Here is a 15,441-nt window from a genome sequence, read left to right as displayed (position 1 = left end):
CCCCGACTTAACACACCCTATCTGCTAGGAGTAAGGCATGAAACTGAAGCGTTTGATGGCGGCAATGACTTTTGTCGCTGCTGGCGTTGCGACTGCCAACGCGTTCGCCGCTGTTGACCCTGCTATCCCGAGCTACACCAAGACCACTGGTGTGTCGGGCAACCTGTCCAGCGTCGGCTCCGATACTCTGGCCAACCTCATGACCCTCTGGGCTGAGAACTACAAAAAAGAATACCCGAACGTAAACATCCAGATTCAGGCCGCTGGCTCCGCCACTGCGCCACCTGCGCTGACTGAAGGCACCTCCAACCTGGGCCCGATGAGCCGCAAGATGAAGGACACCGAACTGGCGGCCTTCGAACAGAAATACGGCTACAAGCCAACCGCTATTCCGGTTGCCGTGGACGCCCTGGCGGTGTTCGTACACAAAGACAACCCGATCCAGCACCTGACCATGGAACAGGTTGATGCGATCTTCTCGTCCACTCGTCTGTGCGGCGCCAAAGCCGACGTGAAAACCTGGGGCGACCTGGGCGTGACCGGCGACCTGGCCAACAAGCCAGTGCAACTGTTCGGCCGTAACTCGGTATCCGGCACCTACGGCTACTTCAAAGAAGAAGCCCTGTGCAAAGGCGACTACAAGCCAAACGTCAACGAACAACCAGGCTCGGCTTCGGTCGTGCAGTCGATCAGCTCCTCGCTGAACGGCATCGGTTACTCGGGCATCGGCTACAAAACCGCCAGCGTGAAGACTGTTGCTCTGTCGAAGAAAGGCAGCACTGACTTCATCGAAGACACCGAAGAGAACGCCCTGAACGGCAAGTACCCACTGTCGCGTTTCCTCTACGTGTACGTGAACAAAGCCCCGAACAAGCCTCTGGCTCCGCTGGAAGCTGAGTTCGTGAAACTGGTTCTGTCCAAACAGGGCCAGGAAGTTGTAGTGAAAGACGGCTACATCCCGCTGCCAGCCAAGGTTGCTGCAAAAGCACTGGCTGACCTGGGTCTGCAAGAAGGCGGCGCTGAAGTCGCAAAGAAGTAACAAATTGAGTCCGGGGTGAACCCCGCCGGACTCAAGGAAAAAGGCCGGATCTGCTTGCAGGCCGGCCTTTTCCACACCTCAAATTTTCGATCCTCTGCCAGTCTTGCTGGCGGTGGATTTGCTGCGTCACTGCACTGTCATCTTTCTGTCATACAGGATCGCTAGGGTGAGCGCATGAATGATCTGGCCAATTCCCACATGACTACTAATCCTCCCAAGCGCATTGATTTCAATACGCCTGAGCTGCAACGCAAGCGCCGCATTCGCGCGCTCAAGGATCGCTTCACCCGCTGGTACGTCCTCGTTGGCGGTCTCGCGGTGCTGGCAGCCATCACCCTGATCTTCTTCTTCCTCGCCTACGTGGTTGCGCCGCTGTTCAAAGGTGCCGACCTGACTGCGAAAGATGCCATTACTCCCGCGTGGATGCAGGACGCCGGCAAGCCGCTGATGATTTCGCTCGAAGAGCAGAATCAGGTGGCGATGCGCGTTTCCGACAAGGGTCAGGCACTGTTCTTCGACATCGACAATGGCGCTGAATTGAAGCGCGTCGATCTGCCGGTTCCGGCCGGCACTACCGTAACCTCCATCGGCGAAGACCAGCCAGGTCATCCGCTGGTAGCTGTCGGTCTGTCCAACGGCCAGGCGCTGGTGTTCCGTCACACCTATAAAGTCAGCTACCCCGACGGCAAGAAAACCATCACCCCGGCCATCGAATACCCGTACGGCGAGACGCCGATCGCGCTGAACGAAGCCGGCGGTGCGCTGGAGCACGTCAGCCTCAACGCGACCGACACAACGCTGATGCTGGTGGGTTCGACCGGTTCGCAACTCAACGTTCTATCGCTGACCAGCGAAGAAAACATGATGACCGGCGAAGTCACCAACGAGCAGAAGCGCATCGATCTGCCGCAGATGACTGAACCGGTAAAAAACATCTTCGTCGACCCGCGCCAGCAATGGCTGTACGTGGTCAACGGGCGTGCCCAGGCCGACGTGTTCAGCCTGCGCGACAAGAGCCTCAACGGCCGCTACAAACTGCTGGAAAACGCTGACGCCGAAGTCACCGCGACCACGCAACTGGTTGGTGGTATCTCGCTGATCGTCGGTGACTCCAAGGGTGGTCTGGCCCAGTGGTTCATGGCCCGCGATACCGATGGCGAGTTGCGTCTGAAGCAGATCCGCACCTTCCAGATGGGCACGACGCCAATCGTTGAAATCACTGCTGAAGAACGCCGCAAAGGCTTCCTCGCCCTCGATGCCAGCGGCAAGCTCGGCGTGTTCCACAGCACCGCGCACCGCACTTTGCTGGTTGATCAGGTAGTGGAAGGCCAAGGCCTGTTCGGTCTGTCGCCACGCGCCAACCGGGTGATCGTCGAAGCCGGCGGCAAGCTGCAACCGCTGCTGCTCGACAACCCACACCCGGAAGTTTCGTGGAGCGCGTTGTGGAGCAAGGTCTGGTACGAAAACTACGACGAGCCTAAATACGTCTGGCAATCGACCGCCGCCAACACCGATTTCGAACCGAAACTGAGCCTGTCGCCGCTGACCTTCGGCACCCTGAAAGCCGCGTTCTACGCGATGCTGCTGGCTGCACCGCTGGCCGTTGCCGCCGCGATTTACACCGCGTACTTCATGGCTCCGGGCATGCGCCGCAAGGTCAAACCGGTGATCGAACTGATGGAAGCGATGCCGACGGTGATCCTCGGTTTCTTCGCTGGCCTGTTCCTCGCACCTTATGTCGAAGGGCACTTGCCGGGCATCTTCAGCCTGTTGATGCTGCTGCCGATCGGCATCCTGGTTGCCGGTTTCACCTTCAGTCGCCTGCCTGAGTCGATCCGCCTGAAAGTCCCGGACGGTTGGGAAAGTGCGCTGCTGATCCCGGTGATCCTGTTTGTGGGCTGGCTGTCGCTGTACATGAGTCCGTTCATGGAGAACTGGTTCTTCGGCGGTGATATGCGCATGTGGATCTCCCACGACCTGGGCATCACCTACGACCAGCGCAACGCTCTGGTAGTCGGTCTGGCCATGGGCTTCGCGGTGATCCCGAACATCTATTCGATTGCCGAAGATGCCGTGTTCAGTGTGCCGCGTGGCCTGACCCTCGGCTCGCTGGCTCTCGGCGCCACGCCATGGCAGACCATGACCCGCGTGGTCATCCTGACCGCCAGCCCGGGCATCTTCTCGGCATTGATGATCGGCATGGGCCGTGCGGTCGGCGAAACCATGATCGTGTTGATGGCCACCGGCAACACCCCGGTCATGGAAATGAACCTGTTCGAAGGTCTGCGCACCCTGGCCGCCAACGTCGCGGTGGAAATGCCGGAGTCGGAAGTCGGCGGCAGCCACTACCGCGTGCTGTTCCTCTCGGCGCTGGTGCTGCTGCTGTTCACCTTCGTCATGAACACCCTGGCAGAACTGATTCGTCAGCGTCTGCGCAAGAAATACTCGTCGCTTTAAGCAAAGGTAGAAGTCTGTGAAACAGAACTCCCTGAAAGGATGGTTCAAGAGCGGCGCCCCGGGCGTCTGGATCAGCGGTGGCGCGGTGTCCATCGCGGTCATCATGACCATTGGCCTGCTGGCCGTGATTGCCGTGCGCGGTCTCGGTCACTTCTGGCCGGCGGATCTGATCCACGCCAGTTACGACGTGCCGGGCCAGGCCCAGCACCTGGTCGTCGGTGAAGTGGTACAGAAGGAAGAAGTCCCGCGTGCCCGACTGAAGAGCGCTGGTTTGCCAGTGCCGGATCAGGGCCCGGAATTCATGACCCGCGAGCTGATCAAGGTCGGCAACCGTGACTTGAACGGCAACGACTTCACCTGGATCGTCGGCGAGTGGCTGACCAACCAGACCACGCCGCCAGAGTTGATGGCGATCGAACGTCGCGAGTGGGGCAATTTCTACGGCTACCTGGTCAACGTCAAACAGGACGGCAAAGTCATCGCCGAGGGCGAGGCTGCATGGCCTGAGCTGCAGGCGCGGATCAACCGTGTGAACGGCCTCGCTGCACAGCTCAAGTCGCTGGAAAAGACTGACATCGGCGCGATCAACGCAGGTCTGGAGCGCATCCGTCTGCACGGTCGCAAACTGGAACTCGAAGGCAAACTCGACGCCACCGCACAAGCGGACATGGAATCCGAGCGCGCCGAGCTGAACGCGCGTTATCAAGATATCGAAGCGCGTCTGGCCGATCTGCATGCGCAGTTCAACCGCGATGCCTTGACCGCTCGCGACGCCAACGGCAAAGAGATCGAAATCGGTCTGGGCAAAGTGGTTCACGCCTACCAGCCGAACGCGATGAGCACCTTCACCAAGGTTGGCTTCTACTTCAGCAAGATCTGGGAATTCCTCTCGGACGACCCGCGTGAAGCGAACACCGAAGGCGGGATCTTCCCGGCGATCTTCGGCACCGTGATGATGACCCTGATCATGGCGATGATCGTGACGCCGTTCGGCGTGCTGGCGGCGGTGTACCTGCGTGAATACGCCAAGCAGAACACCCTGACGCGGATCATCCGCATTGCGGTGAACAACCTCGCTGGTGTGCCGGCGATCGTTTACGGCGTGTTCGGTCTGGGCTTCTTCGTTTACGTACTCGGTGGTTCGGTCGACCGTTTGTTCTTCCCTGAAGCGCTGCCGGCACCGACCTTCGGTACGCCGGGTCTGCTTTGGGCGTCGCTGACGTTGGCGTTGCTGGCGGTGCCGGTGGTGATCGTGGCGACCGAAGAAGGTCTGGCACGAATCCCGCGCACCGTGCGTGAAGGCTCGTTAGCCCTCGGCGCGACCAAGGCTGAAACTTTGTGGAAGATCGTTATCCCGATGGCCAGCCCGGCGATGATGACCGGCATGATCCTCGCGGTGGCCCGTGCCGCCGGTGAAGTGGCGCCGCTGATGCTGGTGGGTGTGGTGAAACTGGCGCCGTCGCTGCCGGTGGATGGCAACTACCCGTACCTGCACCTGGATCAGAAAATCATGCACCTGGGCTTCCACATTTATGACGTTGGCTTCCAGAGCCCGAACGTCGAAGCGGCACGTCCGCTGGTTTACGCCACGGCGCTGTTGCTGGTGCTGGTGATCGCCACGCTGAACCTTTCGGCGGTGTATATCCGTAACCACCTGCGCGAAAAATACAAAGCACTAGACAGTTAAAACCAATCCTGTGGGAGCTGGCTTGCCAGCGATGCAAGCGACGCGGTGTTTCAGTTACACCGCGGTGATGCCATCGCTGGCAAGCCAGCTCCCACAGGGATCGCGACAAAAACTGAATTTGCGTTACCCGCTGGTTTGGCCAGTGGTTCAACGAACCGAATTTGTTAGCACAGGGAGCCTCCCATGCAGCACGAAACACATACCCACGGCATCAACATGTCTGCCCTGGGCCGCGACAAGCAAAGCCTGAACCTGGCGCAGGAAACCGTGGCCATCGAAGTACCCGGCCTGAGTCTTTACTACGGCGAGAAACAAGCGCTGTTCGACGTCAGCATGAACATTCCGAAACAGCGCGTGACCGCGTTCATCGGCCCGTCCGGCTGCGGTAAGTCGACCTTGCTGCGCACCTTCAACCGCATGAACGATCTGGTTGACGGCTGCCGTGTTGAAGGCGCGATCAACCTCTACGGCAACAACATCTACCGCAAGGGCGAAGACGTCGCCGAGTTGCGCCGTCGCGTCGGCATGGTGTTCCAGAAGCCCAACCCGTTCCCGAAAACCATCTACGAAAACGTGGTGTACGGCCTGCGTATCCAAGGCATCAACAAGAAACGCATCCTCGACGAAGCCGTTGAGTGGGCACTCAAAGGCGCGGCGCTGTGGGACGAAGTCAAAGACCGTCTGCACGACTCGGCACTCGGCCTGTCCGGTGGTCAGCAGCAACGTCTGGTGATCGCACGTACCATCGCGGTGGAGCCGGAAGTGCTGCTGCTCGACGAACCGTGCTCGGCTCTCGACCCGATCTCGACGCTGAAAGTCGAAGAGCTGATCTACGAGCTGAAATCTAAGTTCACCATCGTCATCGTGACCCACAACATGCAACAGGCCGCGCGGGTGTCCGACTACACGGCGTTCATGTACATGGGCAAACTGGTGGAATTCGGCGACACCGATACCCTGTTCACCAATCCGGCGAAGAAGCAGACCGAAGACTACATCACCGGTCGTTATGGCTGACAGTTGCGGGTTACTCACAGTATTGACGCTGCGGCCCACCGCACCTTACCGGACGCTCCAAGGACGCCAACATGATTAGTAAAGAAGGCCTTACCCACCACATCTCCGCGCAGTTCAACGCCGAGCTTGAGGAAGTGCGCAGCCACCTCCTGGCCATGGGCGGGCTGGTCGAGAAGCAGGTCAATGACGCGGTGACCGCGCTGATCGAGGCCGATTCCGGTCTGGCTCAGCAGGTGCGCGAGATCGATGACCAGATCAACCAGATGGAACGCAACATCGACGAAGAATGCCTGCGCATTCTCGCTCGTCGTCAGCCGGCGGCGTCTGACCTGCGTCTGATCATCAGCATCTCCAAGTCGGTGATCGACCTTGAACGCATCGGCGACGAAGCGACCAAGATCGCCCGTCGTGCGATTCAGCTGTGCGAAGAAGGTGAAGCGCCACGCGGTTACGTCGAGGTTCGCCACATCGGCGACCAGGTGCGCAACATGGTCCGTGATGCGCTGGACGCGTTTGCCCGTTTTGACGCCGATCTGGCGCTTTCGGTGGCGCAGTACGACAAGATCATCGACCGCGAATACAAGACCGCCCTGCGTGAACTGGCGACCTACATGATGGAAGACCCGCGCTCTATCTCGCGGGTCTTGAGCATCATCTGGGTGCTGCGTTCGCTGGAGCGGATCGGCGATCACGCGCGCAACATCTCCGAATTGGTCATCTACCTGGTGCGCGGCACCGACGTGCGCCACATGGGCCTCAAGCGCATGAAAGAAGAAGTTGAAGGCACAAGCGGCGAAACCGCTAATGTTCCGGGCGATGCTGACGATAAGTAAGATTGCCTGAGAAAAGCGCCCGGCCTTTTGGCTGGGCGTTTTTGTTTATGGCGCTTGAGTAAGAGAATCGAATTCAAAAGCAGCACCCGCGAACGAAAAGTCCCGGCGTGACTGAAGATTGTTGGCAATGTGCCATCAGTAAAAGCGGTATGCTTGCCGGGATTTTTATAGGGGTGTTGGATGAGCAAGATCAGTGTGTTGGTCGTGGACGACGCTTCGTTCATTCGTGACCTGGTAAAAAAGTGCCTGCGTAACTACTTCCCCGGGATCCGCACCGAGGACGCCGTCAACGGTAAAAAAGCTCAAGCGATGCTGGCCAGAGAAGCCTTCGACCTGGTCCTGTGCGACTGGGAAATGCCGGAAATGTCTGGCCTCGAACTGCTGACCTGGTGCCGCGAGCAAGACAATCTCAAGACCATGCCGTTTGTCATGGTCACCAGCCGTGGCGACAAGGAAAACGTCGTGCAGGCGATTCAGGCCGGCGTGTCCGGCTACGTCAGCAAGCCGTTCACCAACGAGCAACTGCTGACCAAGGTCAAGCAGGCGCTGAACAAGGTCGGCAAGCTCGACACCCTGATGAACAGCGCACCGACCAAGATGAACTCGGCGTTCGGCAATGATTCGCTCAGTGCGTTGACGGGCGGCAAGCCTGCCGTGGTCGGTGGCGCTCCGGCGGCCGCTGCGGTCAATCCGTTCGCCAAGCCTGCCGCTGCTGCGCCGGCACCCGCCGCTGCGCCGTCCCGTGGCCTGCTCAACAGCCCGCCAGTGCAGGCACCTGCCGCGTCGAAAGCGCCGGCCGGTGGTCGTGGTCAGGGCCAGTTGCGCCTGCCAAGCGGCAACCAGCAGTGCGTGATCAAGGCCCTGAGCATCAAGGAAGCGCTGTTGGTGGTGAAACGCACCGACACCCTGCCGCAGATCCTCGACAGCGCTGTGCTCGATCTGGAGCAGGGCGACAACGCCGAAATCGCCCGCCTCAATGGCTATCTGCACGCCATCGTCGCCCACGAGCAGAAAGCCGACAGCGACTGGCTGCAACTGACGTTCCGCTTCGTCGATCAGGACGCGCAGAAACTCGATTACATCTCTCGTCTGATCGCCCGCGGTACGGCGCAGAAGCACTTCGTTCCGGGCGCGTAACACAGTTTTACGCTGATCGTTCCCACGCTCTGCGTGGGAATGCCTCAACCGGACGCTCCGCGTCCTCTCGCATGGGACGCAGAGCGTCCCGGGCTGCATCCCCACGCAGAGCGTGGGGACGATCATTTGAAACATCTGTCGACTAGCTTGGTCTGTCTCAGCTGCTAGGCTCTCTTCCAGGCCTTACTTCGACAGACTCTTGCCCATGCTCGCGCGCCTGCTGTTTTTCTGTGGTCTTTTCATGGCCTCCACCTCGGCTGTGGCCATGACCATTTACAAATCCACCGATGCCAACGGCGTGGTCTCGTACAGCGACCGTCCGAGCAAAGGCTCGCAGGTGTTCGTGTTTCAGGACCGCATGGTCGAACGCCTCGAGCGGCAGGTGTACCTCGACATCAAGAAGCAGAAGGGCGCCGACGTGGTGTTTGTGCGCAACGACCTGTATGCGCCCGTAGAGGTAGCACTGGCGTTTACCGGAATGAGCAACGTGCGTGGCGCACCGGCGCAAACCATCCGCCGGGTACTGCCGGCGCGCAGTAATACGCGCCTGGCATTGCTGACAGCGGTTTCCGGTAAGCAGCCGCTGGTGTATACGCCGCAATTTCACTACTCCCTCGGCGACCCTGCCGGAACCGCACAGGGTTATCGCTATCCGCTGCCCTGGCGCGGTGGGCCGTTCCGTCTGAGCCAGGGCGCCAACGGCCAATACAGCCACTACGGGCCGAAAAACAAGTACGCAATGGACATCGCCATGCCGGTCGGCACGCCGATTATTGCGGCACGGGCAGGGGTAGTGGTGAAAACCGAGAATTCACAGAGCGGGCGCGGCAACGATGCGTCGGGCAATTTCGTTCGGGTACTGCACGATGACGGCACGATGGGCGTGTACCTGCATCTCAAGCAGGGCTCGGTGAGCGTGCGCGAAGGGCAAAGGGTGACGGTGGGCAGTCCGTTGGCGCTGTCAGGCAACACCGGCAACAGCAGCGGCCCGCATCTGCACTTTGTAATACAGCGCAACAGCGGCGCGGGGCTGGTCTCGATTCCCTATCAGTTCAACCAGCCGGTAGGGGCGTTGCCCAACTTTGCGTTGGGCAAACAATAAACACACGAGGGATCAGATGTGGATGGCTTTTGTGGCGAGGGGATTTATCCCCGATGGAGGGCGCAGCCGTCCCAAAACCATTGAATGCGTTGTGTCAAATGCTACGAATGCAGATTCAGGGCCGCTTCGCAGCCCATCGGGGATAAATCCCCTCACAACAGAAACCGCCCCCAGAACACCCATCAATCCAGCATCAACACCTTCGCCAACACAATCTTCGGCCCCTTCATCTTCTTGATGATGATTCGCAGGCCTTCGACTTCCAGCACTTCTTCCTCTTCCGGCACCCGTTTCAGGGTCTCGTAGACCAGCCCGGCAAGGGTTTCTGCTTCGATGTGGTCAAGGTCGATACCCAGCAGACGCTCAACCTTGAACAACGGCGTATCGCCGCGCACCAGCAGCTTGCCCGGCTGATAGGCGAGGATCCCGCGCTCAGCCTTGCGGTGTTCGTCCTGGATATCACCGACCAGCACTTCCAACACGTCTTCCATGGTCAGGTAGCCGATGATGTTGCCGTCAGCCTCCTCGACCACGGCGAAGTGCGAGCCGCCCTTGCGGAACTGCTCCAGCAACTGCGACAGCGGCATGTGCCGCGACACGCGCTCCAGCGGACGGGTCAGCTCGGCCAGGTTGAACGACTCGGGGATGTGATCCAGCGCCGCCAGTTCCAGCAGCAGATCCTTGATGTGCAGCAGGCCGACGAACTCCTGGCGCTCGCTGTCGTACACCGGGTAACGGCTGAACTTGTGGCGACGGAACATCGCCAGGATTTCTTTCAGCGGCGCGTTGAATTCCAGGGTGATCAGGTCTTCGCGGGAGTTGGCCCAGTCGACCACTTCCAGTTCGCCCATTTCCACCGCCGAGGCCAGTACGCGCATGCCTTGGTCGCTCGGATCCTGACCACGGCTGGAGTGCAGGATCAGTTTCAGTTCTTCGCGGCTGTAATGGTGTTCGTGGTGCGGGCCGGGTTCACCTTGGCCGGCGATACGCAAAATGGCGTTGGCGCTGGCGTTAAGCAGGTAGATCGCCGGGTACATCGCCCAGTAGAACAGGTACAGCGGCACCGCCGTCCACAGCGACAGCAGCTCGGGTTTACGGATCGCCCACGACTTGGGGGCCAATTCGCCGACGACGATGTGCAGGTACGAAATGATGAAGAACGCGGTGAAGAACGACACGCCTTTGACGATCTCCGGCGATTGCACGCCGACCGCGCTCAGCAGCGGTTCGAGAATGTGCGCGAAGGCCGGCTCACCGACCCAACCGAGGCCGAGGGAGGCGAGGGTGATACCGAGCTGGCACGCCGAGAGGTACGCATCGAGCTGACTGTGTACGGTGCGCAGAATGTGTCCGCGCCAGCCGTTCTGATCAGCGATGGCCTCGACCCGGGTCGAGCGCAGTTTGACCATGGCGAACTCTGCCGCAACGAAGAAGCCGTTGAGCAAAACCAGGATCAGAGCAAAAAGGATCATGCCGAAATCGGCGAATATTGTTGCGAGGGACAAGCCAGGGGAAGGGTCCATGATGGAGTTTTGCGGATTCCGTGTGATTCAAGAGAGGTAAAAGCCGCGCCTGAAAGGCAGGCACAAGTCAGCCAATGTAGCGGCTGACATGGCGATTGCCTAGTGGTGAGTGCCGGTCGGTCTTACTCGGCGGCGCTGATCGCCCGCGCTTGAGCGACTTGAGCCGGGGCGAAATGGCAGGTAAACGTGCTGCCATGACCGGGCACGCTACTGATCTCCATGCGTGCGCGGTGGCGCAGCAGCACGTGTTTGACGATGGCCAGGCCGAGGCCGGTGCCGCCGGTGTTGGAGTTGCGGCTGGAGTCGACGCGGTAGAAGCGTTCGGTCAGGCGCGGCAGGTGTTTGCTGTCGATGCCGATGCCGGAATCCTGCACGCTCAAGTGCGCGCCCTGATCGTCGCCCCACCAGCGAATGCGGATGTTGCCCTCGGCCGGGGTGTACTTCACCGCGTTGAATACCAGATTGGAAAACGCGCTGCGCAGTTCCGCCTCGCTGCCCTTGAGCAGCAGGCTGGCGTCGGCTTCGAGGGTGATGCGCTGGTTTTTCGAACCGGACAATTGCTGCGCATCGCTCTTGATCGATTGCAGCAGCGTATCGACCTGCACGGGTTGGTTGTCCGACGGGTAATCAGTGGCTTCCAGTTTCGCCAGCAGCAGCAAGTCGTTGAGCAGCGTTTGCATGCGCCCGCCCTGTTGCTGCATCTGCTGCAAGGCACGGCTCCAGCGCGGGTTCACTTCTTCGACGTTGTCGAGCAGGGTTTCCAGATAACCGCAGATCACCGTCAACGGCGTGCGCAGTTCGTGGGAGACGTTGGCGATGAAGTCTTTGCGCATTTGTTCCAGCTGATGGATGCGCGTGACGTCGCGCACCAACATCAAGTGTTCGTTGTTGCCGTAGCGGGTCAGGTACAGCTGAATACGCACGCGATCATTGGTCGGCGAGGGGATTTCCAGCGGTTCGGCGTAGCTTTCCTGCTCGAAGTATTCCTTGAAGCGCGGATGCCGTACCAGGTTGGTCACCGGTTGGCCGCTGTCTTGTGGGGTCTTGAGGCCGAGCAGGGTTTCGGCGGCGCGGTTCCACCATTCCAGATTGCCGTCGCTGTCGAGCATGATCACCGCGTCTTTCAGCGCTGCGGTGGATTCCTGAACCCGGTCGATCACCGCTTGCAGGCGCCCGCGCACCCGTTGGTCGCGGCGTTGCAGGTGATAGATGCTGTCGAACACTTCGCCCCACAGGCCATAGCCGTCGGGCGGTGCTTCATCGGGTTGATGCAGGCGCAGCCATTCGTGCAGACGCAGCAATTGCTTGAGCGTCCAGGCCAGGTAAATCCCCAGACCCGCCGCGAGGCTCCAGCCGTAGTAGCCGCTGATCAGGCCGATCACCAGGCAAACGGTGACCAGCAACAGCATGTGGCGAATCAGGGTGCCATGCCAGTTTTGATTCACGGGAAATACGGTCCTTGTCAGCGAGTCTGGCGGTCGGTTCAGGCCTTGGTGGAAAACCGGTAGCCAGTGCCGCGCACGGTTTGTACCAGATTTTCGTAGGCGTCGCCGAGGGCCTTGCGCAGACGCCGGATGTGCACGTCGACGGTGCGCTCTTCAACATAGACGTTGCCGCCCCAGACCTGATCCAGCAACTGGCCACGGGTGTAGGCGCGTTCCTGGTGGGTCATGAAGAATTGCAGCAGACGGTATTCGGTCGGGCCCATCTCGGCCGGTTTGCCGTCGATGGTCACGCGGTGGCTGATCGGGTCGAGCAACAAGCCGCCGACTTCGATTGGCGCTTCGCCATCGGTCGGGCCGGCGCGGCGCAGCACGGCCTTGAGGCGTGCCACCAGTTCGCGGGGGGAAAACGGTTTGGTGATGTAGTCGTCGGCGCCGACTTCCAGACCCTGAATCTTGTTGTCCTCTTCGCCCTTGGCGGTGAGCATGATGATCGGGATGTCCCCGGTCAGCTCATCACGTTTCAGACGACGGGCCAACTCGATGCCGGAGGTGCCGGGCAGCATCCAGTCGAGCAGGATCAGGTCCGGTTTGCGGTCGACGATGATGGCGTGCGCCTGCTGCGAGTTCTCCGCCTCGAGACAGTCATAGCCGGCCATTTCCAACGCAACGGCGATCATTTCGCGAATGGGCGCTTCGTCGTCGACGATCAGAATGCTCCTGCCAACCATGCCTTAATCCTCTTGTCATTTAACTGTCTTGCGCCGCATTAGATAACGGAATTATTGCAGTCGTGTGACAGTATTTTAGTCCGGCGGCGATTGTACGGATCCTGAACTAAGCTCTAAGTCCGAATCCTGACAACCACAAAAGAAGGTTTCCATGACTCAAATGACTGTTTCTTTCAAAGCCCTGTTGATGGCTGCTGCCCTGACTCTGCCTGGATTTGCGCTGGCTGCCGAGCCGGCCATGATGAAGGACGGCATGATGGTTGATCACAAAGGCATGACCGTTTATACGTTCGACAAGGACGCTGGCGGCAAGTCGATGTGCAATGGTGATTGCGCCAAGAACTGGCCACCGATGATGGCGCCGGCGGGTGCCAAGGCAGAAGGCAAATGGACGGTCATCAAGCGCGATGACGGCATGATGCAGTACGCCTACGATGGCAAGCCGCTGTACACCTTCATGAAGGATGAGAAGCCTGGAGAAATGAAGGGCGATGGCATGAAAGACGTGTGGCACGTCGTTCACGAATCACAAAAATAACCGCAATCTCCCTGTGGGAGTGAGCCTGCTCGCGATAGCGGTTTATCAGTCGCATTTTCGTTAGCTGATACACCGCTATCGCGAGCAGGCTCACTCCTACATTGATTTGCGCCTAGCGCAACGCGTAATCCAGCACGATCCCGACAAAAATCGCCAGCCCGGCCCAATGGTTGTGCAAAAACGCCTGGAAGCAGCGCATCCGGTCCTTGCTGCGGGTGTACCAGAACTCCCACGCATAACACCCGGCAGCCACCAGCAAGCCGAGATGGAACCAGACGCCCAGCTCAAATTTCGACCCCGCCAGCAGCAGGCAGCCCAGCGACAACGCCTGCAAGCTCAGGATGATTACCCGGTCCGCCTCGCCGAACAGAATCGCCGTCGACTTCACGCCAATCTTCAAATCGTCATCGCGGTCCGTCATCGCGTAATAGGTGTCGTAACCCACCGTCCACAGCAGATTGGCGATCCACAGCAGCCACGCCGCCGCCGGCAACTCGCCCGTCTCGGCAGTGAACGCCATCGGCATGCCCCATGAAAACGCCGCGCCCAGCACCACCTGCGGATAATAGGTGTAGCGCTTCATGAACGGATAAGTGAAGGCCAATGCCAGCCCACCCAGCGACAGCCAGATGGTCGGCGCATTGGTGCACAACACCAGCAGGAAACTCACGCCCATCAGCAGCGCGAAGAACACCAGGGCTTCTTTCGAGCTGATCTTGCCGCTGGCCAGTGGTCGCTGCGCGGTGCGTTTGACGTGGCCGTCGACCTTGCGATCAGCCCAGTCATTGATCACGCAACCACCGGCGCGGGTCAGCACCACGCCGAGGACGAAAATCACCACGTTGGCCAGCGACGGTGAGCCTTTGCCAGCTATCCACAAGGCCCACAGCGTCGGCCACAACAGCAGGTAAATGCCGATCGGCTTGTCCATGCGCGTCAACTGAATGAAATCCCAGGCACGCGGGTTCAAGCGATTCAGGGACTTGAGCAGGCTCTGATACATCAGCAGTTCTCCGGATGGACGCGGACGGCGCTCCACAGGCTCGGCAGGAAGATTTCGGCAACCAGCACGCTCAGCGCGCCACGATCGAAACGCGAGCGCCGACCCCACAATTCAGGGGCGCGGGAGACTGGCGGCAGCCAATGTTCCGGGTAGTGGCAGACTTCGATGGCGCGGCGCTGAAAGGCGTGATCGCAAAACAGCAATTCGCCCAACGAGCGGCTGCCCAATTCGTCCATGTGCAAGCCGTCACCCTGCAGGGCTGCGCGCGAGGCCACGCTGCGGGCAAACACCCAGGCCTCGCCATGGCCACGCAAATACACCTCGCGCACCCAGCCTTCGCTGCCTTCGGCCAGGTCCAGTGCGGCACATTCGTCCGCGCGCAAGGTGTCCCAGCCTTCGAACAATGGCGTGACGCTGAAGCCATCGTTGGACAGACGGGTCAATCGGCGGGTCAGCGAACCTTCGTCGAACAGCCAGTCGAGGGTCGACGAATCGGGGAGCGGGGACAGTTGGCTTTGAGTCAGCCAGAGCGGGGCCGGGCAAGGATTAGTCTGTTGCACAATGAGTCATTATTGGCCGCAAATGAGGCGGCGAGCTTACCATGGCGGGCGGCGATATTGATTGATCCGGGTCGCCGTTGCGCCGAACAGGCTTGCATCTGCCCGGCTCGATCAGTACAAAACGCGCTGAGCCGGACGGCAGCGCAGCACCCATCGACCGTCCGCGCCGGCAAAACAGCCTGAACCCTGAGGAAGTACCTGAATGAAGAAGTGGCAATGTGTGGTCTGCGGCCTGATCTACAACGAAGCCGATGGCTGGCCGGATGACGGCATCGCACCGGGCACCCTGTGGCAGGACGTGCCGGAAGACTGGCTGTGCCCGGACTGCGGCGTCGGCAAGATGGACTTCGAAATGATCGAAATCAACTGAGA

Annotated in this window: 14 protein-coding genes; 9 read left to right on the top strand and 5 right to left on the bottom strand. The window is 60.0% G+C overall.

Features of this window, described 5'->3' with window-relative positions; translation table 11 throughout:
- The first annotated feature begins 37 nt into the window (after window positions 1-37).
- The 7 genes from KI231_RS29280 (at window position 38) to KI231_RS29250 (ending at window position 9,272) form a co-directional block, all read left to right on the top strand.
- Window positions 38-1,039: a phosphate ABC transporter substrate-binding protein PstS gene (locus KI231_RS29280; RefSeq protein WP_034152107.1), complete on the top strand. Its 1,002-nt coding sequence runs from the start codon at window positions 38-40 to the stop codon at window positions 1,037-1,039.
- A gap of 423 nt (window positions 1,040-1,462) precedes the next feature.
- On the top strand, window positions 1,463-3,496 hold the full coding sequence (locus KI231_RS29275) for an ABC transporter permease subunit (RefSeq protein WP_213028855.1): 2,034 nt from the start codon (window positions 1,463-1,465) through the stop codon (window positions 3,494-3,496).
- Window positions 3,497-3,512: 16 nt separating this feature from the next.
- Window positions 3,513-5,183 (top strand): phosphate ABC transporter permease PstA, encoded by a 1,671-nt coding sequence (pstA, locus tag KI231_RS29270; protein WP_103302699.1) that lies wholly within the window; start codon window positions 3,513-3,515, stop codon window positions 5,181-5,183.
- 183 nt (window positions 5,184-5,366) lie between these two features.
- Window positions 5,367-6,200, top strand: coding sequence for a phosphate ABC transporter ATP-binding protein PstB (gene pstB, locus KI231_RS29265; RefSeq protein ID WP_103302696.1), 834 nt, complete (start codon window positions 5,367-5,369; stop codon window positions 6,198-6,200).
- Between the two features lie 71 nt (window positions 6,201-6,271).
- On the top strand, window positions 6,272-7,033 hold the full coding sequence (phoU, locus tag KI231_RS29260) for a phosphate signaling complex protein PhoU (protein ID WP_007954334.1): 762 nt from the start codon (window positions 6,272-6,274) through the stop codon (window positions 7,031-7,033).
- 180 nt (window positions 7,034-7,213) lie between these two features.
- A complete protein-coding gene (locus KI231_RS29255) occupies window positions 7,214-8,170 on the top strand; it encodes a response regulator (RefSeq protein WP_201229384.1) in 957 nt (318 codons plus the stop codon).
- A 205-nt stretch (window positions 8,171-8,375) separates the two neighbouring features.
- Window positions 8,376-9,272 carry a peptidoglycan DD-metalloendopeptidase family protein gene (locus KI231_RS29250; RefSeq protein WP_213027008.1) on the top strand — a complete coding sequence of 299 codons (897 nt, stop codon included), beginning with the start codon at window positions 8,376-8,378 and terminating at the stop codon, window positions 9,270-9,272.
- 182 nt (window positions 9,273-9,454) lie between these two features.
- On the opposite strand, the gene KI231_RS29245 is transcribed toward KI231_RS29250, so the two are convergent.
- From KI231_RS29245 to phoB, 3 genes are all read right to left on the bottom strand, one after another.
- Window positions 9,455-10,795, bottom strand: coding sequence for a hemolysin family protein (locus KI231_RS29245; RefSeq protein ID WP_007920256.1), 1,341 nt, complete (start codon window positions 10,793-10,795; stop codon window positions 9,455-9,457).
- A 122-nt stretch (window positions 10,796-10,917) separates the two neighbouring features.
- Window positions 10,918-12,240: a phosphate regulon sensor histidine kinase PhoR gene (gene phoR, locus KI231_RS29240; protein ID WP_213027007.1), complete on the bottom strand. Its 1,323-nt coding sequence runs from the start codon at window positions 12,238-12,240 to the stop codon at window positions 10,918-10,920.
- A 38-nt stretch (window positions 12,241-12,278) separates the two neighbouring features.
- The gene (gene phoB, locus KI231_RS29235) at window positions 12,279-12,968 is read right to left on the bottom strand and encodes a phosphate regulon transcriptional regulator PhoB (protein ID WP_007896474.1); all 690 of its coding nucleotides are present in this window, start codon (window positions 12,966-12,968) and stop codon (window positions 12,279-12,281) included.
- A 151-nt stretch (window positions 12,969-13,119) separates the two neighbouring features.
- On the opposite strand from phoB, the gene KI231_RS29230 reads away from it, so the two are divergent.
- Complete coding sequence (locus KI231_RS29230) at window positions 13,120-13,506, top strand: COG4315 family predicted lipoprotein (RefSeq protein ID WP_016985771.1); 387 nt, start codon at window positions 13,120-13,122, stop codon at window positions 13,504-13,506.
- Window positions 13,507-13,618: 112 nt separating this feature from the next.
- On the opposite strand, the gene ubiA is transcribed toward KI231_RS29230, so the two are convergent.
- Together ubiA and KI231_RS29220 are read right to left on the bottom strand one after the other, a co-directional pair.
- A complete protein-coding gene (ubiA, locus tag KI231_RS29225; protein ID WP_103302687.1) occupies window positions 13,619-14,509 on the bottom strand; it encodes a 4-hydroxybenzoate octaprenyltransferase in 891 nt (296 codons plus the stop codon).
- Complete coding sequence (locus KI231_RS29220) at window positions 14,509-15,069, bottom strand: chorismate--pyruvate lyase family protein (protein ID WP_213027006.1); 561 nt, start codon at window positions 15,067-15,069, stop codon at window positions 14,509-14,511. The genes ubiA and KI231_RS29220 overlap by 1 nt, the downstream gene beginning before the upstream one ends.
- A 202-nt stretch (window positions 15,070-15,271) precedes the next feature.
- Between KI231_RS29220 and KI231_RS29215 the strand changes: the two genes are divergently transcribed.
- Window positions 15,272-15,439, top strand: a complete 168-nt coding sequence (locus tag KI231_RS29215) for a rubredoxin (protein WP_007954349.1) — start codon at window positions 15,272-15,274, stop codon at window positions 15,437-15,439.
- Window positions 15,440-15,441: the final 2 nt, after the last annotated feature.

It is taken from the genome of Pseudomonas sp. Seg1 (assembly GCF_018326005.1).
In the GTDB taxonomy this organism is placed as follows: domain Bacteria; phylum Pseudomonadota; class Gammaproteobacteria; order Pseudomonadales; family Pseudomonadaceae; genus Aquipseudomonas.
Note: the sequence above shows the minus strand (reverse complement) of the source record. Positions and strands in the feature narration are given on the sequence as shown.

Coding starts and splice junctions, on each gene's coding strand:
- KI231_RS29280 (WP_034152107.1), top strand. CDS start 38: ATGAAACTGAAGCGTTTGATGGCGGCAATGACTTTTGTCGCTGCTGGC.
- KI231_RS29275 (WP_213028855.1), top strand. CDS start 1,463: ATGCAGGACGCCGGCAAGCCGCTGATGATTTCGCTCGAAGAGCAGAAT.
- pstB (WP_103302696.1), top strand. CDS start 5,367: ATGCAGCACGAAACACATACCCACGGCATCAACATGTCTGCCCTGGGC.
- phoU (WP_007954334.1), top strand. CDS start 6,272: ATGATTAGTAAAGAAGGCCTTACCCACCACATCTCCGCGCAGTTCAAC.
- KI231_RS29255 (WP_201229384.1), top strand. CDS start 7,214: ATGAGCAAGATCAGTGTGTTGGTCGTGGACGACGCTTCGTTCATTCGT.
- KI231_RS29250 (WP_213027008.1), top strand. CDS start 8,376: ATGCTCGCGCGCCTGCTGTTTTTCTGTGGTCTTTTCATGGCCTCCACC.
- KI231_RS29245 (WP_007920256.1), bottom strand. CDS start 10,795: ATGGACCCTTCCCCTGGCTTGTCCCTCGCAACAATATTCGCCGATTTC.
- phoB (WP_007896474.1), bottom strand. CDS start 12,968: ATGGTTGGCAGGAGCATTCTGATCGTCGACGACGAAGCGCCCATTCGC.
- KI231_RS29230 (WP_016985771.1), top strand. CDS start 13,120: ATGACTCAAATGACTGTTTCTTTCAAAGCCCTGTTGATGGCTGCTGCC.
- ubiA (WP_103302687.1), bottom strand. CDS start 14,509: ATGTATCAGAGCCTGCTCAAGTCCCTGAATCGCTTGAACCCGCGTGCC.
- KI231_RS29215 (WP_007954349.1), top strand. CDS start 15,272: ATGAAGAAGTGGCAATGTGTGGTCTGCGGCCTGATCTACAACGAAGCC.